The sequence below is a fragment of the Bdellovibrio bacteriovorus genome, from assembly GCF_041888015.1.
In the GTDB taxonomy this organism is placed as follows: Bacteria; Bdellovibrionota; Bdellovibrionia; order Bdellovibrionales; family Bdellovibrionaceae; genus Bdellovibrio.
This window is the reverse complement of the sequence record NZ_CP168968.1, coordinates 3,088,234-3,112,520: the sequence shown is the minus strand read 5'-3', so window position 1 is coordinate 3,112,520 and position 24,287 is coordinate 3,088,234. Positions and strand designations below refer to the sequence as shown.

Below are 24,287 nucleotides of genomic sequence, written 5' to 3'. Positions count from 1 at the left end.
TCTGTGTCCGTTTAAGCCTTGGCGCTGGCGGATGATTCTGTGGGGAGGATCGAATGTTTGAATTGGAAGAAAATATCAATATCGGAGCAAATATCAAGGTCGTTGGCGTAGGCGGTGGTGGTAGTAACGCTGTTGCCACAATGATCGAATCTGGCATGACGGGTGTGGAATTCATTGTTGCCAACACAGACATCCAGGCTTTGAATGCCAGCAAATCCCCGAACAAAATCCAACTGGGTCTTGATCTGACAAAAGGTTTGGGCGCAGGTGCGAATCCAGATGTGGGTCGCAGAGCTGCGATTGAATCTTACAATGAAATTGTTGAGAAATTGGAAGGCGCGGACATGGTGTTCGTCACTGCGGGTATGGGTGGCGGAACAGGTACTGGTGGCGCTCCGATCGTTGCGAAGATTGCGCGTGAACTTGGCGCTTTGACAATTGGTGTGGTAACCAAGCCATTCCTGTTCGAAGGTAAAAAACGTGGCAAGCACGCTGAAGGCGGTCTGGCTGATTTGAAAGAAAACGTGGACACACTGATCGTGATCCCGAATCAAAAACTTCTTTCTATCGCTGCGGAAAGAACTCCACTTCTTGAGACCTTCAAGAAAGCTGACGAAGTTCTTCTTCAAGCGGTTAAAGGTATCTCTGATCTTATCAATATCCGTGGTTTGATCAACTTGGACTTCGCCGATATCCGCACTGTTATGTCTTCTAAAGGTATCGCAATCATGGGTACTGGCGCAGCTAAAGGTGACAACCGTGCGGTGGAAGCGGCAACGGCGGCGATCTCTTCTCCATTGCTTGAAAATGTAAAAATCGACGGCGCAACTGGCATCATCATCAACGTGACTGGTGGTTCTGATCTTTCCTTGTACGAAGTGAACGAAGCGTCCACTTTGATCACTGAAGCAGCTCACGAAGATGCCGAAATCATCTTTGGTGCTGTTATTGATGAAACTATGGGTGACGAAGTTCGCGTAACTGTGATCGCAACTGGTTTCGATGCTCACGAAGTGAAGCTTGTGAACGACATGGCGCAAGTGAACCAAATGCAAAACTTCCTGAATCAAAATGCAATGCAATTTGGCGGGATGAACATGCAGATGCCGCAAATGCCACAGATGCCAACTATGCCGCAAATGCCTCAGTTCCCGCAGATGCCGGCAATGCCAAGCATGCCACAAATGCCTGTGATGCCTCAGATGCCAGCGGTTGAACTTCCGCCGATCTCTGCGGTTCAGTCCCAGGTGATGACTTTTACACATCAACCACAGCAGACAGAGGCAGCTCCTCAGGTCACTGAGACTGTGGTTGTTCCTCCAGTGGCTGCCGTGACTCCGCAAATGGCTCAGCAAGCAGCTCAGAATCTGGCTGCTCAGGTTCCGGTTGCTCCTTCCCAGGAAATGGCAACTCCGATCCAGCCGCAAGTGGAATCCTCACTGTCTCCACGTGACATGCTGTTGGCAAAAGCCCGCGCTTTCAAAGAAAGCCAGGACTTGAAATCCAAGCACAGCAATCCAGAGCAGTTGTCCATGAACGTGGATCATGAACAGCAGTCCCTGGAAGAAGCTCGTCGCATGGCTCGTGAAGTTCTAAGCTCTCCATTCTCCAGCCAGAATCTTGAAGTTCCTGCTTTCATCCGCAAGAAACAAGGTTTCGATCTGAATAAAGAATAGTGGAAGCCTGGTTCATATCCGACATTCACTTAAAAACCGCTGAAGAGCGCAATGGGAAAATCCTGTTGCGCTTTTTGCGTTCTTTGCTGGCCGGAAATCCGCAGCAAGTTCACCTTTTCATGCTCGGGGATATCTTCGATTTGTGGGTGGGTGGGCATACTTATTTCGCCAAAAAGTTTGATCCTTTGATGAAGGCCCTGGGCGATCTGCGCAAAGCGGGCGCACGCATCACTTTCATTGAAGGCAATCATGATGTGCATGTGGAAGGCTACTTCCAAAAACATCTGGGAGTCGAAGTTTTTGTCGAGGCTCAGTATTATCTGATCGATGGTGTTCGTGTTCGTTGCGAGCACGGGGATTTAATCAATCTTAACGACCAAAAGTATCTGAAATATCGCAGTATCATCCGCAACCCTTTTGTCAAACCGCTGGGAAACATTCTGCCGGGCAAGTTCTGGGATCACCTTGGTAACAAAGCCAGCAAAAAAAGTCGTGAGCGCAGTGGGCACTACCGAATGTCCAATGAAGGCGAGCTGATCTCCATGATCCGTGGGCATATTGCAAAAGCCTATGCGGAAAAGCCGTTTGATCTGATTGTTTCAGGCCACATGCATGTTTTTGACGATCATAGGGAAACCATCAACGGACATTCTGTCCGCTCCGTCAATCTGGGCTCTTGGTTTGAAGAGCGTGTGAAAGTGTTCTGTCTGAAAAACGGCGTGGGCGAGTGGGTCTATCTGCCCTCTGAAAATTCTTAATAAAAAAGCCGGGTTTCCCCGGCTTTTTGTTTATTTGAAATACTTTTTGAAACCCTGCCAGCAGTCTTGATAGTCGCTTTGCAGGAAGTCTTTTCCCATTGCGAAATCAGTCACCATATAAGGGGATCGGCATTCAAACATGAAAGCCATAGTCGCTTCGATCTTGTGAGGCTTCAGGTCCACGTTGCTGGCATTTTCAAAAGCATCCACATCAGGACCGTGGGCAGAATAGAAGTTATGTAAACTTCCACCACCCGGAACAAAGCCGCCAGCTGTCTTGGCGTCGTATTCGCCATAGATCAAGCCCATGTATTCGCTCATGCAATTGCGATGGAAATACGGAGGACGGAAAGTGTGTTCGCCGACCATCCAGCGTGGCGGGAAGATGGCAAAGTCCACATTCGCAATGCCCGGAGTGTCGCTTGGGGAGGTCAGGACCGTAAAGATCGAAGGATCTGGATGGTCATAGCTGACAGTATTGATCGTGTTGAACTTGCGTAAGTCGTACTTGTAAGGAACATAGTTCCCGTGCCAAGCCACTACATCCAAAGGAGAATGTCCCATCTCTGCGGACCAAAGTTCTCCAGCGAATTTTCCGATCAATTCAAACTTTCCTTCAAGATCTTCAAATGCTGCTACCGGAGTCAGGAAGTGACGACGGTGAGCCAGGCCATTGGCGCCAATCGGCCCCAAATCAGGAAGGCGGAACGGAGACCCAAAGTTTTCACCGATGTATCCAGTGCAAAGATCGCCATTAAGAGGGTTAACCTGGAATTTGATCCCCCGAGGGATCACGGCGATCTCACCCGGCTCCATATCCATAAAGCCCATTTCAGTTTTAACCTGCAAAGAGCCTTTCTGTGGAACCAGCAGGAAATCTCCGTCTGCATCCATGAAGTAGCGGGAACCCATTGCTTTGTTGAAGGAATAAAGATGAACGCCCAGACCACGTTGTTCAAGGGCAGCACCGGCTCCACAGACCGTGCGGATACCTTCAATAAAGTCCTCAGATCCAGCGGAAGCCTTTAGAGGATTCCAGCGCATTTGGTTGGGATTGATATGCTGAGGCTTGAAGAAAGTTTTCGCTGTCAGATCTTTGAGAGGCGCAAAAGGCTTGTGCATAACTGACGGACGAATGCGATACAGCCAGGAATACAAATTGGTGTGACGAGGGGCTGTGAAGGCTGAACCGCTGAGCTGTTCCGGATAAAGTCCATGAGGTGCTTTTTGTGGGGAATTTTGATCGGCGGGCAAAGCGCCCGGACGAGCTTCCGAAGAGAAATGATTGCCAAAACCTGACAGATATTTTGTTTCCATAAGGGACAGATAATCAGGTCCCTGGGGCAAAAGTCAACCGAGATGCCCCTCAACCGGGGGAGCTGAGTAATGCGGGAAGCGTCAACCACGGCATTGATATTTCTTCAGAGAAATGTTCAGGACGGGTTCTTGTTCGCACAGGGATTCGTCCAGATATTGCCCACGACGTCGGGCCTCATCCAGCAGCAGAGCCATTTTCAAATAAGTTGGCGTCAGGGTTTCGCGAATCTTGGCGACGACCTGGCGATAGGGTTTCTTGGGATTTCCTGCTTCATATCCTCGCTCGCACATTTCATTGCGGAAGGCCTGATCTACGGAAGCGTAGGTCTGACTCCAGAGTCCCCACAATCCCGCCAGATAACCGGTGCGATCCTCGCCGACAGTGCAATGGAAGAAAATACTGTGTTGGCGCTGCAGGGACTTTTCAATCACCTGTAATGCCTGAATGGTCATCGAACAGGCCTGGCGGAAGTCATGCAGGTCTTTCCACGGAAAGGGGATGTGAGTGATGGCTTTGTTCGAAAACCCTGCAGTTTTTAGGTGGGTGATTTCTTTGGCGACTTCGCCTTTGGTGTCTGTTTTGAAAATCAGCACATGTTCGATGCCGAGAGAGGCAAGCTCTTGAACCTGCGCTTTGGATCGAGGCTCCATTCCGCGCAGCACCGCTGTTCCCTGGGCGTCTTCATAGATTGTATGACTGTTGGGAATGCTCAGCCCCGGCACCGAACTGATGAAGCCGGACTCTAACGCCCAGGACTGGTGACTGATAAAGGTGAAAAGCAGCAGGCACAGTATTGTCATGCCCCGGTTTCTAGCTTGAAACCGGGGGGAAGGGAACCGCGAGTTGCAAATCTTATTATTCTTTCATGGAATATTAACTAGGGCAGAAGGATCAGCGGTTGGCTGCGGACCTCTTTGCCTTTGGCATCGATGCTGATGGCCTGGATCTGGTACTGTAATCCATGGATCAGGCCGTCAAGAACAGCCACATGGCTTGTCACCAGTTCTGAATCCAGCGTGGTGTACATTTCTTCACCCGTAAAGATATTCACGATATAAAGCTGACTGCTGGCGGGCAGATTGGTGGACCAGGTGATCTGCGCTGTCGGAGCAGAAACCGAAGCAAATTTAAAGTTGCTGATTGCCAGTTCCGGCTCTACACACGGATTGGGTTTTAAATCCGGCATCTGGAAATTGGCGGCCGCGACAACATTCCAGCCCATATATTCCAGCAGTTTCATCGCAGGCTGCTTTTTCCCATTGTTGGGGTTGAAGAAGAAGCTATTGCTTTGAACACCGCAAAGAGAGTGGGATGCTGGTTTCTTCCAGGTATGTGCTTTTTTGTGATGCTTCCACAGCATCACATTGGCGATGTGATAGCGCGGCCCCTGATAGTAAAGAATCTTAATGGGAATAGCAGAGTCTTTCTTCAGCTCAATGGTGCGATAAGGACACCCCAGGCGAGTGGGGTGGTTACCGTCATTGTTCACCAGTTCATTCCAGTTATCGCCTTCTTTGACAAACAGGCGCGCACCGTCATCAGATAGCAGGGATATTTCATAGTGTCCTGCAGGATCGTTGTCGGACAGTTTTAAGACCGATGTATATTCGATGGCGAAGTTTTCGATAAGTTTATTGCCGCTGACATCCACCAGCACATCTCCGGCTTGAGTTGAAAAACCCGACGTGAATGGGCGGGTGGGGACATTGACGTCAGCAAAATACAGATCCTGCTCCAAACGAAGACCGTTGTTGTAGAAGTCCATCACTGATCTGATCGGCGTTGTCATCTCGGGGCTTTTGACAATCAGCTTTCCGAAGAGTCCCTGTTGAGGGCTGGAGCTGCTTTCGCCAGAGAGCGGGTCACACACTGTTTTTTCCGGATCTGCAAAATCCACAGAACCAATACTTTCCCCCGTCGGGGTCTTTCCACTGCCATAATAGCTGCAGGAGATTTTCTTCAGCAAGCCTCGTGATCGCAGGGAATCTTGTTCAACCTTGTTTTTCTTGGCTGAAGCAAAAGGAGAGATCAGCAGGAGTGCGACTAAAAGTATTTTTGTCATCTTACGTACCTCAACAATCAGATACTTATAAGTTTAACAAAAACGTAAGAAGTGTGGAGAAAAGCTTAAGACGCGTCCAAGTTTGGGATAGATCTGCAGTTCCGATTTGAGATTTTCTTAAAGACCCAGTTTGGCTTTGATCAGCTCAAGATCTTTTTTGAGACTTTGATTCTCTTCCTCGAGTTTGCGGATACGCAGATCTTTTGCTGCCGAGTCGGCTTCCAAAGAAGCTACACGGCGACTGATGCTTTGGATTTGTTCTTCGCTGGCTTTGCACATGCCATGCAGTTCCTGAACCGCGTTCACAGTGGCCCAGTGAATCGGATCCACATTCAGCTCCAGATAGCCCTTCGGGCCGGTGCGTACGGCATCTGGAATAACAGACTGAACTTCCTGGGCGATGAAGCCAGTCATGGCTTTATCTGATGGTATGTTCATCGCATTGCCAGGTTTATAGTGATAGCGAACAGTGCGAAGCTTCAGAATTTCATTCAAACCGTATTCATAGTTGCCATCGATATCTTTAAGTCGTTGATCCGAAACAACCTGCCATGCGGTCCCGGTGCTCAACGCTGCAGTGCCAGTTACATGCAGTGTGTAGAGTGGAACGGCAGTTGCGATGCCGACATTGCCGTTGGATCGATCTATTGTCATGACGGAACCCAAGAGTGCTCCCGCATCGCTGTAGCGGACGACGGAAAGATTCGAACCGGCATTGGATCCGGTTTCCATAGTTGCGTCAGGGAAAATGGCCCAACGTCGTAGGGTGTTCTTTTTAAAGTACAAGGTCGGATTGACGGTGTTGGCGCCATTGGTGTCAATCGCGATACCGCCGGTGTTGGCAGTTACAAACTGAGCGACTTCTCCTGTTCCGGTGACGGACAGGGCTGATGCTGTCGGTGTATTGCCAATACCTACGCGTCCAAGCTCATCAATAGTCATGCGAACGGCGTTATTGGTTCTAAAGATTAAGGGCTGATTGTCATTGGAGCCGATACTGATGGGAGCTGTGAAAATGTTGCCACCATTCAAAAGAAGGCCCGCACCGCTGTAGGACGTACAGCCCGGGATATTGGCGGCACTGAAAGTGATGATCTGACCCAGGGTGCAACTGAATTCTGCCAAAGCATCACTGGAGCCATTGCCCATCAGAAGCTTATTTGCAGGCAGAGTCGTTACGCCTGTGCCGCCCTTGTTGACAGGCACAGTAGTGGCAAAGGTGGCCGGGGTGACAGAAATCACTCCCGTTGAAACGGCAAGACCGGAGCCGGGTTGTACAATTCCCTTGGAGCTGGCTGTGGCATCATTGATGCTGATCGTGGGCGCTGTCGTTGAATTTACAACTTGCACAGGGCCGCTGCCATTCACAGACGTGACGGTGCCAGCTGAGGTCGGAGGAATCTGACAGGCAAAGCCAGCCGCAGTCCATGTTGGCACTTGCCCCGCTGTGGAGCACAAGAAGTTAAAGAACTTTCCGGCACCGTCGACCATAGCAATTCCGGAGGTCACAGAGTTACTTCCGGTAAAGTTCAGATCTGAACGCAGAATAGTTCCATCCAGAATTTTGCCCGTTGTCACCGCATTGGCGGCGATAGTGGCTGCGACGGATCCAGCCCCTGCGGCAGTAATATCACCTGTAAGAGCCGTGATTCCGGCTCCCGCAGCGCCCAAGGTCACGGTAGAGGACCCGTTCCAGTATTTAATCTGATTGGATGTGGAGTTGTACCAGCTGTATCCCAGATGGGCCGGAGTCATACCTGCAGTTAAGGTGGCTTCCTGTGCATCCGTGTAAGTTCCTAGGCGCAGGGCTTTTTGCGGGTTCATGACGATGTGGCCCGTATTATTTAGATCATTGCCGGTCATGTCCAGAGCACCAGTCATCGTATCGCCGTTTTTGTTGACGGCATCCGTGATGCCATAGCCCGCGATGGTTGTCGGCTTGCCGGTGGTGATCTTATTCCAATTCAAAGCATTCAAGGTCAGAGCCCCTGTGTTGCTTAGGCTGGCATCTCCGCTGATATTCACGGCGCTGGCGACACCGCCATTTCCGACGAGGATTTTTCCGTCAGCAAGAGTTTTATCCATTTTATTATTGAACATTGCCCAGTCACTGCCAGTCAGATAGCCGGCGGAGGTTCCGTTGGCTGCAGGCATTGAGATTTCCGGTGTCGTTGTTCCGTTGCTCACTGCTAAAGGGGCCTGTGCTGTGACGCCTGTGACTGAGCCGGCACCACCAGAAGAACTGATAGTGATTGATCCTGGGCCGTTGGTGATATTGATACCTGCTCCTGCCGTTAAGGTGGACGGAGCGAAGCTTGTTCCGTTGCCGATCAGAATCTGTCCGTTTCCGGCGGGCACTGAATACAATGTCAGCAGGGAATCCAAAGTCGAGTAGCGGTTGAAAATGTTTTCAGCGCGCGTTTGTGAAATGTTGGCACTGGTCTGGACAAAGTCGCTGGCTTTCTTATCTTCCAGGCGACCGGCATTGATGGCGAAGGGCACGTTATTGATCGTGATGTCCGGAGACAAAACCGTAGCCCCCACGCGCACGCGCAGCAGACGTTGGGCGTAGCCACCGGAAAAGACCATATTGCTTCCCGAGGTACAAATGGCTGAGCCACTGACGGCAAAAATGCGGTCCGCAGTATTGCCTGTTGAATCCAAACGAGTTCCACTTCCGACAATCAGACTGAACTCACCCAAGCCACCCGGGGTGATGTTGTGAGTTTCCTCGTACAGCGTACAAGCGGTGTCACTGGTTGTGATCTGTAAGGTCACGGTTTGTGCAGAGTTGATGGGAGTCCCGTTGGCATCGGTCAATAGCCCCTCATAGACAAACAAAGCTCCCGGTGACGGTGAGGCCGCTAGCGTAATCATTGGCAGAAGCAAAGCGCAGAAAAGAGCTAACATCACACCCAGGGATTTCATTCGGTGATTCTCCCTTGGATGCGGAAGTTTCCTCCGGCAGCGACATGCTGAGAAGACGTGCGCAGACGACTTTTCATGCGCAGACCAGAACCGGTCTGTTCAATCCCTGTGCCGACCAGAATATCCTGACTGCGTGAGGTGGAAGGCGTATAGAGAATACTGACTTCCTTGTAGAAGTAGTGACCCGGACGAGGTTGAGCCCGGAATTTCACTTTCAACGTTTGACCTGCGGTGATGTTCATCCCATTCCATGGAGCTTTCAGGTTGGAAATCTGCACCTGGAACTTTCCATCTTTGCAGGACGTGCTCGCGGTATTGTCATAGGCTGAAGGCGACAGCCAAGTGGCCCCACCATCCAGACTCATTTCAATGGAATTCACATAGTGTGCACAGCGCGCTTGCAGGGGCACGGAATTTAGACTGGAAGTGACAATGGATTGCGGATTGAAAGTCAGATCATCCAATGCGCGCAGAACCTGCACTTCGGGGGTGCTGTCAGAGCATCCCGCAAGAGCAAGCCCAAGGAAACCTAAAATGGCGATTTTACTCACGTACCTTATGCGCATGTTATTAAAATATCGGAATAATGGAGGGGGTTCTAAAGTCTCAAAGCGGGAATAAGAAAAGGGTCCCTCTTACCGGGACCCTTGGGTGTGTCGAGTACTGAAATAGGACGAATAGCTTGCTAGAAGTTCATTGTATAGCCGATCAGGCCCTGAACTCCGGACATGGTGGTTGCCAAGTCTTTGCCGTCGCGCTCAACCTCGGAGCTGCCACCGCACTGACTGACGCCAGGGATGTCGTTGGCTGCAGCACAATTGCCTCCGGTGGTCAGGTTGCGTTCGATCGGCATATAACGAAGGTTGCCTTCCACCGTCAGGCAGTGAGATTCGGTAAAGCAGAAGTCCACACCGATACCACCCATTGCACCAAAGGCGCTGCCTTTGAAGTCCAGGTTTTTGGTTCCGGCGTTGATCTCACCGTTCAGGCTTCCATAGCCCAGGCCCGTTTGCATATAGAACTTGATGAAAGAGTTTTCCAAAGCATAGATGCGGAAGATCGGGAAGACGGTGAAGCCTGTCAGTTTGTAGTCATAACTTCCGTCGGTGCCACGGCCTTCTGTGGACTGAGTGAAGTAAGAAGGACGGAAGACGAAGGAATACATCGTGCCACTAAAACGATAAGACCAGTTGGCATAAAACTCCCACGCACTGCCCAGATCTTTGGTGTCAGCGGCAGCGGCGCTGGAGCCGGCGGCATCAATCAATGAGTTCATATCATTTTGACCAGCAGAGACTGTGGAAATTCCCAGCCCCAAAGACATGTCCCCGGAAAGACTCGGACCGCGGCCGCGTCTTTGTGCGTTGGCGTCTTGAACGGAGATAACGGAAACGGCGACGACGGTGGACAAAAACAGTCCCACCTTATTCAAGGCTCTCATAGGGATCCTCCTGATCTTACTATAAAATTCATCTTACTAAACCAAATCTGGTACAGATATATTCTATACAAGACTCGTGTATTCAACAGCTATGAGCAATGTTGATCATACACCTTTTGGACAAAGGACGGGACCATCTTTAGTCCAGTCACTATTATTGAGACAACAATGTCCCTGTATGAGATTCTGATTTTATGAAGCATTTGGAAGAAAAAACTCTCTCTAGCCGGCAAATTTTTAAAGGACGTTATCTGAAGGTCGAACAGGATCAGGTGCAAGCACCCGATGGCAGAACTTATACGCGCGAATACATTCTGCACCCGGGGGCGGCCATGATGATTCCGCTGCTGTCGAATGGAAATGTGGTGATGATTCATCAATACCGTCATGCAGTGAAACAGGTTTTTCTGGAATTTCCCGCCGGTAAGCGCGACCACGGTGAAGAAACTCTGCTGACAGCAAAAAGAGAACTGCTGGAAGAAACTGGTTTTGAAGCCAAAGAATGGAAGTTCCTGACCACAATTCATCCGGTAATTGGCTATTCCAACGAACATATTGATTTGTATCTGGCAAAGGATCTTATTCAGTTAGAACAACGCCTGGATCAGGGCGAATTTATTGAGGTTGTCGAAGTAAAACCTGCGGACTTGATGCGCTTGGTTTACGAGGGAAAAGTCAGCGATGTGAAAACCCAGATCGGGGCTTTTTGGCTTGATAAATTTCTGAGAGGGGAGTGGAATTGAGAGGCGGAAGGAGCCTCTCATGTTCATTCAATCCAAAGACAGTTTTAAAACAAAATCTCAGCTTCAGGTGGGCTCACAGAGCTACACGATCTTCAATCCTCACAAGATTCAGCATCCCAATCTGAAGAAAATCCCGGTGTCATTGAAGGTGCTTCTGGAAAACCTTCTTCGCCACGAAGATGGGCTGCATGTCAGCAAAGCGGATATTGATTCCCTGCTGAGTCTTAGCAAGGAATCTTTAACTCGCGAAATTTCATTCTTCCCGGCGCGTGTACTTATGCAGGACTTTACGGGTGTTCCGGCTGTGGTGGATCTGGCGGCCATGCGCGATGCCATGAAATCTTTGGGCGGCGACCCGAAGAAGATTAATCCGCTGGTGCCAGTGGATTTGGTGATTGATCACTCGGTGATGGTGGATTCTTTTGCGACTCCGAGATCTTTTGATGAAAACGTGAAGATGGAGTTTGAAAGAAATCACGAGCGCTATGTGTTCTTGAAATGGGGCCAGCAGGCTTTCCAGAACTTCAAAGTGGTTCCGCCAGGTACGGGCATCTGCCATCAGGTGAATTTGGAGTATCTGGGTAAAACCGTCTGGTCTGAAAATGGTTTGGACGGACACACGGCCTTCCCGGATACACTGGTGGGAACTGACAGCCATACAACAATGATCAACGGTCTGGCCGTGTTGGGCTGGGGTGTTGGTGGTATTGAAGCGGAAGCCGTGATGCTGGGGCAGCCTTTGAGCATGCTGATTCCGGAAGTGGTGGGCTTCAAGCTTGAAGGCAAAATGAAAGAGGGTACAACCGCAACGGATCTTGTTCTGACAATCACACAAATGCTTCGCAAAAAAGGTGTGGTGGGTAAGTTCGTGGAGTTCTATGGTCCGGGTTTGGCCTCTATGTCTTTGGCCGATCGTGCAACGATTGCCAATATGGCGCCAGAGTACGGGGCCACGTGTGGATTCTTCCCCGTCGATGAACAGACAATCAAGTATCTGAAGCTTTCCGGACGTGATGCGGCGACAATTGCTTTGGTTGAAGCGTATGCCAAGGAAGCCGGGTTGTGGCGTTCTGAAGAAGCCGAGAAGCACTACCACTTCAATGATACTTTGCAGTTGGATATGTCCACGGTGGAACCCTCATTGGCAGGACCAAAGCGTCCTCAGGATCGTGTGGTCTTGGCGCAGGCCGCGGAAGATTTCTCAAAACAATTGATTTCCGGTTTCCAGGTTTCGGCAGATAAAGCCACCAAGGCGGCATCTGCGGTGACTGTGGATTCTCAGGCTTATTCCTTGGGGCACGGTGATGTGGTCATTGCGGCGATCACAAGCTGCACGAACACGTCCAATCCCTCCGTGATGATCGGTGCCGGGCTTGTCGCCAAGAAAGCGGTGGAAAAAGGCCTGAAGGTCAAGCCGTGGGTGAAGACATCTTTGGCACCGGGGTCACAGGTTGTGACGGATTATCTGGAGCGCGCTGGATTACAGACATATTTGGATCAACTGGGCTTCAACCTTGTTGGCTATGGTTGCACCACTTGCATTGGGAACTCCGGTCCTTTGGAGGCGCCGATTGCCCACGCGGTGGAAAAAGGAAATCTGGTTGTAGCATCCGTTCTTTCCGGCAATAGAAACTTTGAGGGTCGTATCAATCCGCACGTGAAGGCCAACTATCTGGCTTCCCCGATGCTGGTGGTTGCGCACGCTTTGGCGGGCAACATGATGATGGATATTGCCAAAGATTCCCTGGGTAAGGATTCTGCCGGAAATCCGGTTTATCTGAAAGACATCTGGCCCAGCACGCAGGAAATTCAAGACACCATCAATAAGACTGTGGAAACCAAGATGTTTGACGTGCGTTATGGAAATGTTTTTGCCGGTACTGAGGACTGGCAGAAGATTCACACCACGGCGTCGCAGACTTATTCCTGGGAAAAAAGCACTTACATCAAAAATCCTCCGTACTTCGATGGTATGACCGGCAGTCCGGAAAAGCTTCACGATGTTGCAGGGGCCAGAGCTTTGGCGATTCTGGGGGATTCCATCACCACGGATCATATTTCCCCGGCGGGCAGTATTAAGAAGGATTCACCTGCGGGACGTTATCTGACTTCTCACGGGGTGCAGCCCCATGACTTTAATTCTTACGGTTCTCGCCGTGGAAATGATGAAGTGATGGTGCGTGGTACATTTGCCAATATTCGTATTAAAAACGAAATGCTGGCAGGTGTGGAAGGCGGCATGACCAAGTATCTGCCAAGTGACGAAACCCTGGCGATCTATGATGCTGCAATAAAGTATCAGGCCGATGGCACACCGTTGGTGGTGATCGCGGGGAAAGAATACGGCACAGGATCTTCCCGTGACTGGGCGGCCAAGGGAACACGTCTGCTTGGGGTGAAGGCTGTTATTGCGGAAAGCTTTGAACGTATTCACCGCTCCAACCTGATTGGTATGGGCGTTTTGCCATTGCAGTTCCATGCAGGTATGGATCGCAAGACATTGCGCTTGGATGGAACAGAGACATTTGACATCCGTGGTATCGAAATCGGTATGAAACCTCAGCAGGATTTGACGGTGACGATTCGTCGTGCTGACGGCAGTCAGGAAGAAATCAAAGTTCGTTCACGCATCGATACCGCTGTGGAGTTGGAGTACTATAAAAACGGGGGCATTCTTCACTATGTTCTTCGTAAGTTGGTCTAGGTTTTCCTTGTCAGGATCACCTGAATGAGGGAGGAGATTGTCCTGATTTCTTAAATAATAGAAAAATCTGCGCTGGACTCTATGTTAAGTTTCGGTCAAAGCCGAGAAGTATGTCGGATCTGGAGGATCCGACATATGAAAAATATCACAGCATGGTTTCACGGTATCAGAGGTCAACTTCTGTTCGCAGCAGCACTGCCTATTGTTGCATTTGTGATGGTTGGATTCATATCCGTGCGCGGGGTGACGGAAGTTAATACCCTGCTGCGCAGTTCACACAAGGACATCATTCCAAATATTCTTGTGATTGGAGAGCTGAGATTGAATCGAAATGCTTTTGCGCAAAGTTCTTTTGCCGCAATTAATAATGCCATTGAAGGCCGGTCTTTCGACACTCAGCTTGAGGATGCCAGCAGAAGTCTTGAGAACTATAAGAAAGACTTCCAGGACTATTCTAAAGCGACCTTCCAGCCGGAAGAGGCAAAACAATTTGAAGCGGTCAAAGACAAGTTTCCAGAGCTGATTGCGGTGATGGAAAAGATCGTGACCCTGGTGAAGAATAAGGACACTGACAGTATTCATAAGGCAGAGGAATTGTTGCTTGGTGACTTCACAAAGTTGAGTCATCTGGTGGGAACCTTCACCACGGCGGCCTTGAAGATCTATCAGGCAAAGGCGGAGGAAGAGGGGGTTCTGGCTGCCGAGGCGGAATCTTCAGTCAAATGGTGGAATATCGTCACAACAATTGTAGGGAACCTGGTGATATCGGGGACTCTGTTGTGGATCGCTGCCGGGATTTCAAAAACTATTTCAAACATTTCTTCCAAACTGACTGAGGCCAGTCATCATGTTGCCGCAGCGGTGACTCAGATGACCGGAGCAGGAAATAGTTTGTCTCAGTCTTCGACAGAGGCCGCGGCTTCGTTGGAAGAAACAGTGGCCTCGCTGGAGGAGCTGTCCTCAATGGTGCAGATGAATTCAGATAACGCCAAACAGGCAGCCAGTCTGTCGGCTTCTTCCCGTGAGGTGGCTGAAAAAGGACAGGCCGAAATCACGCGTCTGATTTCATCTATGGAACAAATTTCGAAATCATCAATTAAGATCGAAGAGATCATCAATGTGATTGACGATATCGCGTTCCAAACCAATTTGCTGGCCTTGAATGCCGCAGTTGAGGCGGCAAGAGCCGGAGAGCAAGGGAAAGGATTTGCTGTCGTGGCCGAAGCGGTGCGGGCTTTGGCGCAAAGAAGTGCAGTGGCGGCAAAAGATATCAGTCACCTGATCCAGGAGTCTGTTGATCAGGTTGAACAGGGCAGTCAGATTGCTTCAGAGAGCGGTGTGGTTTTGAACAATATCGTGACCTCAGTGAAGAAGGTCTCGGATCTGAATAATGAAATTGCTACAGCCAGCAGCGAACAGACAGCAGGTATCCAACAGATTAGCAAAGCGATGAATCAATTGGATCAAGCCTCACAAAGCAATGCGGCTTCAGCAGAAGAAATTGCCGCAACCAGTGCCGAGATCGACAATATGGCGGTGGTCTCACAACGTCTGACCGTGGATTTAAATAAAGTGGTTCACGGTAAAAACAGAGCTGAAGATACGACTGACTCCAAAGCGGCCTGAGCGAAGGACTGTCGAACTTATAGACGACCTGACAATACAGGGGGGTGGACAGCCTCCCTTTTTTTATAGGAAGCAACAGGTTGCCCTACACTGTCTCAAAATGTGGCAAAGTATTTGCTGGGAAGACTTCGTTCGATAAAAGAAACGGAGTGTATATGAAGAGCGTTCTTAAGTACGGTGCAGTGGCAGCCGTAATGATCGTGAGCCAGACTGCTTCGGCCTCGTTCTGGGGAAAAGTAAAAAATCAGTTTAACGACTGTAAGTATTCCGATCAGGAATACAGCCAGACGTATGCTTACGAAAAAATGGTCACACCTCGTTTGACTGAGCACCTGGGCAGCCAGGAGTTCTCAGAAAACGATTTCTATTCCAAACCTTGGATGCGCGATTTCCGCTATGTGATCGTGATCAATAAATCTGACAAGGGCAGAACCGCGCAGACGATGCGTGTGTATGAATATGGACGTCAGATTATCAATTCTAAAGTTTCCACGGGCCGTGAAGGTCTGGAGCTGAAACGTAAAAACAAGGTTTGTACGGGAGCTCCTGCGAAATCTTATTGGTCTCAAACGCCAACAGGGTATTTCACACCAAAATTCCTGTCCAAAGACCACGTTTCCAGCTCTTGGGATTCATCTATGCCATGGGCCATCTTCTATGACATAGACAACGGTTTGGCTTTGCACGAGGTCTACAAAAAGTATACTGACTATCTGGGTGGCCGTGCTTCTGGTGGGTGTACTCGTCAGGATGCGCAGACTGCGGAAGATCTGTTCAAGCGTGTTGAGGCGACTGAGGGCGCCACCATCCCTGAAATCAACCCGGATGGAACTCCGGTATTGAATGAAGATGGCAGCGTGAAGTATTCAAACAGACAATTCTGGACAAATCAAAGAACGGGCGAAGTTGTGAAATTCAACACGTTCAGTGCTTTGATCATCGTTCAGGATATTCGGGACTAATTTTTAGTCCCGTTCACCATCAGGATAAACGCATATTCGGTGGCCGTTTCTTTCAAACTGTCGAAGCGGCCCGAAGCTCCTCCATGACCGGATTCCATATCGGTCTTCAGAAGAATCATCGAAGTCCCCTTATTATGCTCCCTTAATTTAGGCACCCATTTCGCAGGCTCCCAGTATTGCACTTGAGAGTCATGAAAACCTGTTGTCACCAGCACATTGGGATAAGTCTGATCTTTAACGTTGTCGTAAGGAGAGTATTTACGAATGTATTCGTAGTCCTCTTTCACGTTCGGGTTGCCCCATTGATCGTACTCGCTGGTGGTCAGAGGAATGCTGTCATCAAGCATTGTTGAGATCACATCCACGAAAGGCACCTGCGCCACGATACCTTTGTAAAGATCCGGACGCAGATTCATCACCGCGCCCATCAAAAGGCCTCCGGCGCTGCCACCCATAGCAAACGTATGTTCCGGCTTGGAATACCCATCTTTGATTAAGGCTTCAGTGACGTCGATAAAGTCAAAGAACGTGTTCATTTTATTGTGAACGCGCCCTTGATCATACCAATGGCGGCCCATTTCAGATCCGCCGCGGATGTGCGCTTTGGCGAACACAAAACCGCGATCCACCAGACTGAATACAGAACTGCTGAACCAAGGGTCCATATTCGCACCATAAGAGCCATAGCCATAGACCAGCATGGACGCCGAACCGTCTTTCTTGAAATCTTTTTTCATGATCAAAGAAACTGGAACTTTGGTGCCATCACGTGCTGTGAGGAAGACACGCTCGGTCTTGTAAAGTTCCGGATTATAGTTCGGAACTTCCTTGGTCTTTTTTAGAACCTGCTCCTTGGTTTTTACATTCAAGTCATAGACAGAATCTGGCAGGCGCATGGATTCATAGTTGTAACGCAGCCATTCGGTATCGTATTCGCGATTGTCACCCACAGAGGCCAGATAGCTGGGGTCGGCGAAGTTCAGCTCATAGGGGTTTTGCGCATTGCGGTCGGCAATACGCACCTGAGTCAGACCGTTTTTGCGTTCATCCAAAGCGATGAAGTTCTTAAAGACAGTCACACTTTCCAGATAAACATCCGTGCGATGTGGAAGCAGTTCTTTCCAGTGCTTTTCATCCGTGTGGGTCGGGTCTGCCACCATCAGTTTGTAGTTCGGCGCATTTTTGTTGGAAATGACGTAGAACTTGTCGCCGCCATCTGTGACAGAGTATTCGTGAGAACGCTCACGAGGGTTGAAGACCTTGAATTTTTCCAGTGGTTTGTCTGCCGGAAGGAACTGCACTTCGGTGGTTAAAGTGCTGTAGGATGTGATGTAGATGTATTTCTCGGACAGGGCTTTATACACATATACACTGAAGGTGTCGTCTTTCTCGTGGTAGATCAGATCCTTCTTGTGGGTTTTGATATTATAGCGATAGATCTTTTCCGTGCGCAGGGTTTCCGGGTGCTGTTCGGAATAGAAGATCGTTTCATTGTCGTTGGCCCAGGACAGATTGCCGGTAACGTTTTCAATTTTTTCAGGAAGAGTTTTGCCGGTCTTGAGATCCTTGAAATAGATCGTATAGAAGCGGCGACCCACTGTATCCACGGCATAGGCCATCATCTGCTGATTCGGACTCATGCGAGGACCGGTCGAACTGAAGAAGCTGTGGCCCTTGGCCAGCTCGGGGACATTGATCAGAATTTCTTCCGGTCCCTGCGGGCCCCCTTTGTGGCGGGTGTGCAAAGGATATTGCTGCCCAACTTCATAACGGGCTGAATAGTAGTAGTCACCATCTTTGGCCGGAACGAAAGACTCATCCTCTTTCACGCGGCCTTTCAGTTCCTGGAAGATTTTTTCCTCCAGTTCTTTGGCAGACTTCATCATGGATTCGGTATAAGCATTTTCTTTTTTCAGATAGTCGACGACCTTCGGGTTTTCGCGCTCGCGCAACCAGAAATAATCATCCATGCGGATATCGCCGTGTTTGGAAAGCTGTGTGGTGACTTTTTCAGGTTTCGGATAATCGAGATAGTTTTTATGCATGCAGGACACTCCCAGAAGAACAATAAGATAGACACTTCTTTTCATTCAAAAAAGCTATCATTGTCTTCCGGGAGTGTGAAGCATTTGCCACTGTTAAGGTCTAGCCTCTCCTGACGGTGAAGGTCTGGATTTTCGCAGGCCCTCTTTCCCGGCGGCGCGGTTGTACGCTTCCAGGAAGGTCGTGCGGGCGAACTCTTCAATGGAGGTTGCCGTGGTGTTCTTTTTGTCGCGTTGAACGGTGCCACTGATGGTCCCGTTGCCAAAAGAAATACCCATTTCAATAATGGCTTCAGCCCAATCCTCAGTCATGCCTGCGCCAATCAGATAGTTGCGCATTTCTGCGGAAGGAACTTCGACGTACTCCAGATCCGGTTTGTTGATTGCATTTCCCAGGGCCTTCATGATCTCCAGGTGATTGATTTCGCGTTCTCCCAAGAGGTATTCAATATTGTGGGACTTGAAGTCCGGGTTCATCAGTAAAAAAGCGGCTCGGGCGGCGATGTCCCGTGTGGCAACCATGTGCATGGGAACTTCGGCGGGAATGATTCCGAAGTACCGGTTCATCGACAGAATGCTGGGAATGCCGGCCAGCAAGTTTTCCATAAAGTAAGTGGGGCGCAGATGAACGATGTCAGCATGAGTGATGGCGTTCAATCTTTCTTCCTGATCATGCAATCCCAGAACCGGCCCCGTGCCGCTTTCCAGATCTGCACCGATACTGGAAAGGTTGACGACTTTTTTGACTCCCGCTTCCTCAATGGCTTCGGCAATCACTTCACCGAATTTATTTTGATAAAAGCGCAACTCAGTAGCAGCCATGTTCGGAGGAATCATCGTAAAGATGGCCGAGCACCCACGCATGCAGTCCATCAGGAAGCCGACCTCGTTGGCATCACCTTGCGCCAGCTCAGCACCGCGAAAAGCGTCTTTATTGGGGAAATGGCGGGCCACGCAGCGAACTTTCTGATCATTGGCCAGCAGATGTGCGGTGATTTTAGAGCCGATGTTGCCCGTGGCTCCCATAACGAGAATCATAAAAAAACCTCCTTGTTAGAAACCCATGGTAACTGGGAGACAAGGAGGTTCTGAACTTACAATTAAGCAAGGACTTCTAGCGGCTGGATTTGGCGTCAGTCAGCAGTTGTTCTGCGTGAGCCAGAGATGTCTTGGAAATCTTCTCGCCACTGATAAGGCGGGCGATTTCCTGAACACGATCCTTTTGTTTGAGTTCTGACACAAGCATGCTGACGGAATCCTTCTGCGGAGACTTCTGAATAAAGAAGTGGATATCCCCGAAGGCCGCCACTTGCGGAAGGTGAGTCACGCAGACAACTTGCTGTCCTTTGGCAATCGTGCGCAACTTGCGACCCACTTTTTCAGCAGTTTCACCAGAAACACCCGTATCCACTTCATCAAACAGATAAGTGCGTGGTTGATTGCTAGATCCAACCACACGCTTCAAAGACAGAAGGATACGACTCAGCTCTCCTCCGGAGGCGAACTTCGCCAAAGGGCGTTTGGCATCTTTTGCGGAGGTCTGGCTGAGGAACTCAACATCACTCAATCCCGTGGAGGCCAGCTCTTGCAGTTTTTCGGTCATGACATGGAAGGTGACGCCTTTCATGTTCAGATCCAGAAGTTCTGCATTCACACTGTCTGCCAGCAGTTCTGCGCCTTTTTGACGGCGCTTGTGCAGTTCGGTGCCCAGAGTTTCCAATTCTTTCAGAAGAACGGCGGCTTCTTTTTTCAAAGACTCTACTTTGGATTCAGAATTCTGCAGGTTGGAGATTTCAATTTCCATCTCCATCAAAGCTTTCAAAATATCATCCACAGTCGAGCCATATTTTTTCTGCAGCTTGCGCAGATCGCTCAGGCGACCTTCGGCTTCTTCCAGGCGTTGTGGATCGGCATCAATCTTGTTCGCGTACTGGCGCAGATCATAGATGCTTTCATCAATCAATGTTTTTGCCTGCTCCAGATTTTCCAGCTTGGCTGCGATTTGCGGGTCCACGCTGGAAAGATCCAAACCTTTTTTAAGGATGGCATTCAGTCGGCTGATCGCAGAATCATCGTCATTGTACAACGCCGCTTCTGCCTGATCCACGAAAGAACCAATGCGGTTGGAGTTTTTAAGCTTTTTAACTTCCACTTCCAACGCCTGATCTTCACCCGGGGACAGATCCAGATTGGCGATTTCGTCACGCTGATAGGTCAGGAAATCCAGACGCTGGGCTTTTTGTTTCGCATCACTTTCAAGTTTTTTGATTTCAGCAAAGATTGCGTGATAGCGGTTGAACTTTTCAGTGAAAAGCAAACGCTTGTCCCAAGTGCCTGCATACTGATCCAAAAGATCCAGATGATAGTGCTTGGACATCAAGTTGCGGTTTTCATGCTGTCCAGTCATTTCAATCAGCGGAGCAGAATGACCGGCCAGTTCCACCATCGGGGCGACGATGTCTTTAAGGCTGTTTAAAGTGCTTAGACTGCCGTTCAGATAAACTTTGGATTTGTCACCGGCACTTAAGATGCGACGAACGATCAAAGTGCTTTCGTCGGCGTCAATACCCATATCGTGCAACATCTTTTGAATGTCCGGGCGAGCCGAGATATCAAAAGACCCTTCGATGGTGGCTTGGGTGGAGCCGGTGCGAATGGTGTCGCTGGAACCCTTTCCCCCCATTAGCAGGGACAGACTTTTTAACAAAACGGATTTACCGGCACCGGTTTCACCGCTCATGATGTTCAGCCCATCTTTGAAAGAGATGTGCAGACTGTCGATAATTGCAAAATTGGATACCTTCAACTCAAGTAACATAATCTTTATTTCCTATAAGATCAGTTTCGATCGCCGAACTTTAGTTTTTCACGCAGCAAGTGGAAGTAGTTGTGATTGGGTTCACGAACCATCCAGTGGTCGTAACAAGAACGACTGATCACCACTTCGTCTTCTGCGGTGATTTCAGTCATTTTTTGTCCGTCCACGATAAAGTGCGCCTTTTGGGTTTTGCCTTCCAATTTAAAGGACAATTCCTTTTCATCAGGGAAGATCAAAGGGCGCGAGGTCAGACTGTGAGGCGCCACCGGAGTCACAATAAACACCGGCGATTCAGGATGGCAAATAGGCCCACCCGCTGCAAGGTTGTAAGCTGTGGAGCCGGAAGGGCTGGCCACGATAAAACCATCGGCCTTCACCTGGCTGACCAGGAATTTTTCAGAATAAATAGCCGTGTTGATCAATTGAGACATCGAGCCTCTTTCGATCACCATGTCGTTCAGGGCGTGGTGCTCTTCACGCACTTTTCCTTTGCGCAGAATTTTCGCAAAGATCATAGAGCGCGGACGTTGCACCATTTTCCCGTCCAGAGTTTTTTCGATGATCTCAAAGCAGGAATCTGCGTTGTGAGCGGTCAGGAAACCTAAGGAGCCCATGTTGAAGCCCAGAATAGGAACACTGCGACCTTCCAACAGACGAACGGCACGCAAATAAGTCCCATCCCCGCCAAGAACGATCACAAGCTTCAGGTCATCCATGTGCTTTTTGGTTTTTGCCGCTTTCGTGCCCGCGACCACTTTCTGATCTGGACAAGTAAAGACGTCAAAGCCACGTTCTTTCAAAAACTCCGCAACCTTCTTAGCCAAAGAGACCGCTTGCGCAGTCTCCAGGCGATAGACCAAGCCGATGCTTCCGTTATCCTTCAGAATCAGCTTGCTCTGTTTGTAGTCTTTGTTCATCGAACTTTTCTTCATTAAATCAATCCATCACGACGCAAAAGAGCGTTTGGATCCGGCTCACGACCGCGGAATTTCTTATACAAATCCATCGGGTGTTCGGTGCCGCCACGGCTCAGGATGTTGTCTTTGAACTTCTTGGCGACTTCCTGATTGAACAGGCCTTTTTCCTTGAAGTACTCAAAGGCATCCGCATCCAGAACCTCAGCCCATTTGTAAGAGTAGTATCCTGCAGAGTAGCCACCTGCAAAGATGTGTCCGAAGCTGCAAGAAGAATTCGCGCCTTCCACCTTAGGGAACAGACGAGTCTCGGCCGTGGCCAGTTCTTCAAATGCATCGACGTCTTTGATTGTCGCAGGGTCTGTGGAATGCCATGCCATATCCATCAAGCCGAATTGCAGTTGACGGCAGGACATGTAACCCGCTTGGAACTTCTGTGAACGTTTTAGTTTTTCAATCAGTTCCGCAGGCATTGGCTGGTCGGTTTCATAGTGACGGGCAAAGATATCCAAGCCCTCTTTTTCGCCCACCCAGTTTTCCATAATTTGGGATGGAAGTTCCACGAAGTCCCAGTAAACATTCGGGCCGCTCAGGGAAGGGTAGGTGCATTCAGACAGCATGCCATGCAAAGCATGACCGAACTCATGGAACAAAGTGCGAACTTCGTCGTAAGTCAGCAGGGAAGGCTTGGTCGGAGTCGGTTGAGTGAAGTTGCACACGATGCTGACGTGCGGACGTTTCATTTTGCCTTCGATCAGACCCTGATTGCGGAACTGAGTCATCCATGCACCGCCTTTTTTCGTCTCGCGCGGGAAGAAGTCTGTGTAGAACAGACCCATGTATTTGCCGGAAGCTTCTTCGAAGATTTCGTAAGCTTTCACTTCCGGGTGATACACCGGAATGTCTTTGTTTTCTTTGAACGTCAAACCGTACAGTTTTTTGGCGTGAGCAAACACACCTTCAACCACGTTTTCAAGCTTGAAGTAAGGGCGCAGATCTTCTTCGTTGAAAGCGTATTTTTCCTCTTTCAATTTTTCAGAATAGTAAGCCACGTCCCAAGGTTTGATTTCAGTCAAACCGTCCAGTTTGTTGGCAAACTCTGTCAGCTCCTGCACATCTTTCAAACCTGCATTTTTGGAAGCGGCCAAAAGCTTGTTCAGGAATTCCATCACAGTTGTTGGATTCTTCGCCATGCGTTCTGCCAAAACGAAATCCGCGTGCGTGCTGAAGCTCAGGATTTTCGCACGCTTGTTACGAAGCTCCACAATTTTCAAAACGTTGGACTGATTGTCGAATTCGCCCTTGTAGGCTTTGGAAGAAAACGCACGCCACATTTTTTCACGAAGTGCACGGTTTTTCGCATAAGTCATGAACGGCAGGTAAGAAGGGATCTGTAGATTGAAGAACCATTTGCCCGCATGGCCTTTGGCCGCCGCTTGAGCTGCAGCGCCTTCCAGAATGCCTTCTGGCAGACCATCGACGTCTTCTTTTTTATCCAGCACCATTTCAAAAGAATTGGTCGCTTTCAAAACATTCTCAGAGAATTTCGGACCAAGAACAGAAAGCTCCTGATCGATCTGACGAAGGGCTTCTTTGTCAGTCTCGTTCAACAAAGCCCCGTTGCGAGTGAAGGACAGATAGGTTTTTTCCAAAAGACGGTTTTGTTCGCCATTCAGGTTCAAGGAAGCGCGTTTGTCGTAAACCATTTTTACGCGATTGAAGATCTCGGCATCCAAGGAAACATCAGAAGCCAAAGCCGTCAGCTTCGGATAGATATCCTGCGCCAAGGCCTGCAAAGCTTCATCGGCATGAGCGACTTCCAGATTGCTGTAGATCGTGGAAATCTGATCTGCCAGCAAAGACGCCGCTTCCAACGCCACGATGGTATTTTCAAAATCAGGAGCCGCAGGATTGGCTTTGATCTTTGCCACATTGTCTTTGGCAATTTTGATCGCTTCTTCCACAGCAGGTACGTAGTGCTCTACTTTGATCAGATCAAAAGGAGCCGCCTGGTCTTTGTTTGTGAAGGGTTTTAAAAGAGGATTAGTCGTATTCATAGGAACCTCCAAAGAGTGATAAAACACCCCTCTTTTTTTCCATGAAAACAGAGCGAAATAAAGGGAAAACCACGGATTAAAAAATGACTCAACAGGGCACCACCGACCAGCCTAAAAAGCAGTACTTTAAAGGCTTTCACGGCTATCCCTAGGTACTGTTGGGGAGCTTTCAAAAAGAAAGGGCCCTCAGTGGTTTTACCTTCTGAGGGCCCATGATGTTGCGGCGTATTATTCCGTT

General features: G+C 49.4%; 17 protein-coding genes. 6 read left to right on the top strand and 11 right to left on the bottom strand.

Annotation, left to right across the window (positions count from 1 at the left end; genetic code table 11):
• Positions 1-53: 53 nt before the first annotated feature.
• Both ftsZ and ACES2G_RS14815 read left to right on the top strand, forming a co-directional pair.
• Positions 54-1,676 (top strand): cell division protein FtsZ, encoded by a 1,623-nt coding sequence (gene ftsZ, locus ACES2G_RS14820; RefSeq protein ID WP_374000624.1) that lies wholly within the window; start codon positions 54-56, stop codon positions 1,674-1,676.
• Positions 1,676-2,434, top strand: coding sequence for a UDP-2,3-diacylglucosamine diphosphatase (locus ACES2G_RS14815; protein ID WP_347358085.1), 759 nt, complete (start codon positions 1,676-1,678; stop codon positions 2,432-2,434). Before ftsZ ends, ACES2G_RS14815 begins: the two co-directional genes overlap by 1 nt.
• Before the next feature lie 30 nt (positions 2,435-2,464).
• On the opposite strand, the gene hmgA is transcribed toward ACES2G_RS14815, so the two are convergent.
• The 6 genes from hmgA to ACES2G_RS14785 all read right to left on the bottom strand — a co-directional run bounded on the left by hmgA (position 2,465) and on the right by ACES2G_RS14785 (position 10,183).
• Positions 2,465-3,751 (bottom strand): homogentisate 1,2-dioxygenase, encoded by a 1,287-nt coding sequence (hmgA, locus tag ACES2G_RS14810; protein ID WP_374000623.1) that lies wholly within the window; start codon positions 3,749-3,751, stop codon positions 2,465-2,467.
• A gap of 81 nt (positions 3,752-3,832) precedes the next feature.
• Positions 3,833-4,552 (bottom strand): tyrosine-protein phosphatase, encoded by a 720-nt coding sequence (locus ACES2G_RS14805; protein ID WP_374000622.1) that lies wholly within the window; start codon positions 4,550-4,552, stop codon positions 3,833-3,835.
• Positions 4,553-4,629: 77 nt separating this feature from the next.
• Positions 4,630-5,814, bottom strand: coding sequence for a hypothetical protein (locus ACES2G_RS14800; protein ID WP_374000621.1), 1,185 nt, complete (start codon positions 5,812-5,814; stop codon positions 4,630-4,632).
• A gap of 117 nt (positions 5,815-5,931) precedes the next feature.
• Complete coding sequence (locus ACES2G_RS14795) at positions 5,932-8,742, bottom strand: tail fiber domain-containing protein (protein WP_374000620.1); 2,811 nt, start codon at positions 8,740-8,742, stop codon at positions 5,932-5,934.
• Positions 8,739-9,293 (bottom strand): hypothetical protein, encoded by a 555-nt coding sequence (locus ACES2G_RS14790; RefSeq protein WP_374000619.1) that lies wholly within the window; start codon positions 9,291-9,293, stop codon positions 8,739-8,741. The genes ACES2G_RS14795 and ACES2G_RS14790 overlap by 4 nt, the downstream gene beginning before the upstream one ends.
• 134 nt (positions 9,294-9,427) lie before the next feature.
• A complete protein-coding gene (locus tag ACES2G_RS14785) occupies positions 9,428-10,183 on the bottom strand; it encodes a hypothetical protein (protein WP_347358091.1) in 756 nt (251 codons plus the stop codon).
• A 194-nt stretch (positions 10,184-10,377) separates the two neighbouring features.
• On the opposite strand from ACES2G_RS14785, the gene ACES2G_RS14780 reads away from it, so the two are divergent.
• The 4 genes from ACES2G_RS14780 (at position 10,378) to ACES2G_RS14765 (ending at position 16,218) form a co-directional block, all read left to right on the top strand.
• A complete protein-coding gene (locus tag ACES2G_RS14780) occupies positions 10,378-10,926 on the top strand; it encodes an NUDIX domain-containing protein (RefSeq protein WP_374000618.1) in 549 nt (182 codons plus the stop codon).
• 19 nt (positions 10,927-10,945) lie between these two features.
• Entirely contained in the window at positions 10,946-13,630 is a 2,685-nt protein-coding gene (gene acnA / locus ACES2G_RS14775) for an aconitate hydratase AcnA (protein ID WP_374000617.1), read from the top strand.
• A 135-nt stretch (positions 13,631-13,765) separates the two neighbouring features.
• Positions 13,766-15,256, top strand: a complete 1,491-nt coding sequence (locus ACES2G_RS14770) for a methyl-accepting chemotaxis protein (RefSeq protein ID WP_374000616.1) — start codon at positions 13,766-13,768, stop codon at positions 15,254-15,256.
• 155 nt (positions 15,257-15,411) lie between these two features.
• The gene (locus ACES2G_RS14765; RefSeq protein WP_347358565.1) at positions 15,412-16,218 is read left to right on the top strand and encodes a L,D-transpeptidase; all 807 of its coding nucleotides are present in this window, start codon (positions 15,412-15,414) and stop codon (positions 16,216-16,218) included.
• On the opposite strand, the gene ACES2G_RS14760 is transcribed toward ACES2G_RS14765, so the two are convergent.
• The 5 genes from ACES2G_RS14760 to ACES2G_RS14740 form a co-directional block, all read right to left on the bottom strand.
• Positions 16,215-18,263, bottom strand: a complete 2,049-nt coding sequence (locus tag ACES2G_RS14760; RefSeq protein WP_347358564.1) for a S9 family peptidase — start codon at positions 18,261-18,263, stop codon at positions 16,215-16,217. The two genes, ACES2G_RS14765 and ACES2G_RS14760, sit on opposite strands and share 4 nt — an antisense overlap.
• Before the next feature lie 93 nt (positions 18,264-18,356).
• The gene (locus ACES2G_RS14755) at positions 18,357-19,298 is read right to left on the bottom strand and encodes an NmrA family NAD(P)-binding protein (RefSeq protein ID WP_347358563.1); all 942 of its coding nucleotides are present in this window, start codon (positions 19,296-19,298) and stop codon (positions 18,357-18,359) included.
• Positions 19,299-19,374: 76 nt separating this feature from the next.
• Positions 19,375-21,078, bottom strand: a complete 1,704-nt coding sequence (gene recN, locus ACES2G_RS14750) for a DNA repair protein RecN (RefSeq protein ID WP_347358562.1) — start codon at positions 21,076-21,078, stop codon at positions 19,375-19,377.
• A 20-nt stretch (positions 21,079-21,098) separates the two neighbouring features.
• Positions 21,099-22,010, bottom strand: coding sequence for an NAD(+)/NADH kinase (locus ACES2G_RS14745; RefSeq protein ID WP_347358561.1), 912 nt, complete (start codon positions 22,008-22,010; stop codon positions 21,099-21,101).
• Positions 22,010-24,049 carry a M3 family metallopeptidase gene (locus tag ACES2G_RS14740; protein WP_347358560.1) on the bottom strand — a complete coding sequence of 680 codons (2,040 nt, stop codon included), beginning with the start codon at positions 24,047-24,049 and terminating at the stop codon, positions 22,010-22,012. Before ACES2G_RS14740 ends, ACES2G_RS14745 begins: the two co-directional genes overlap by 1 nt.
• Between the last annotated feature and the right edge of the window lie 238 nt (positions 24,050-24,287).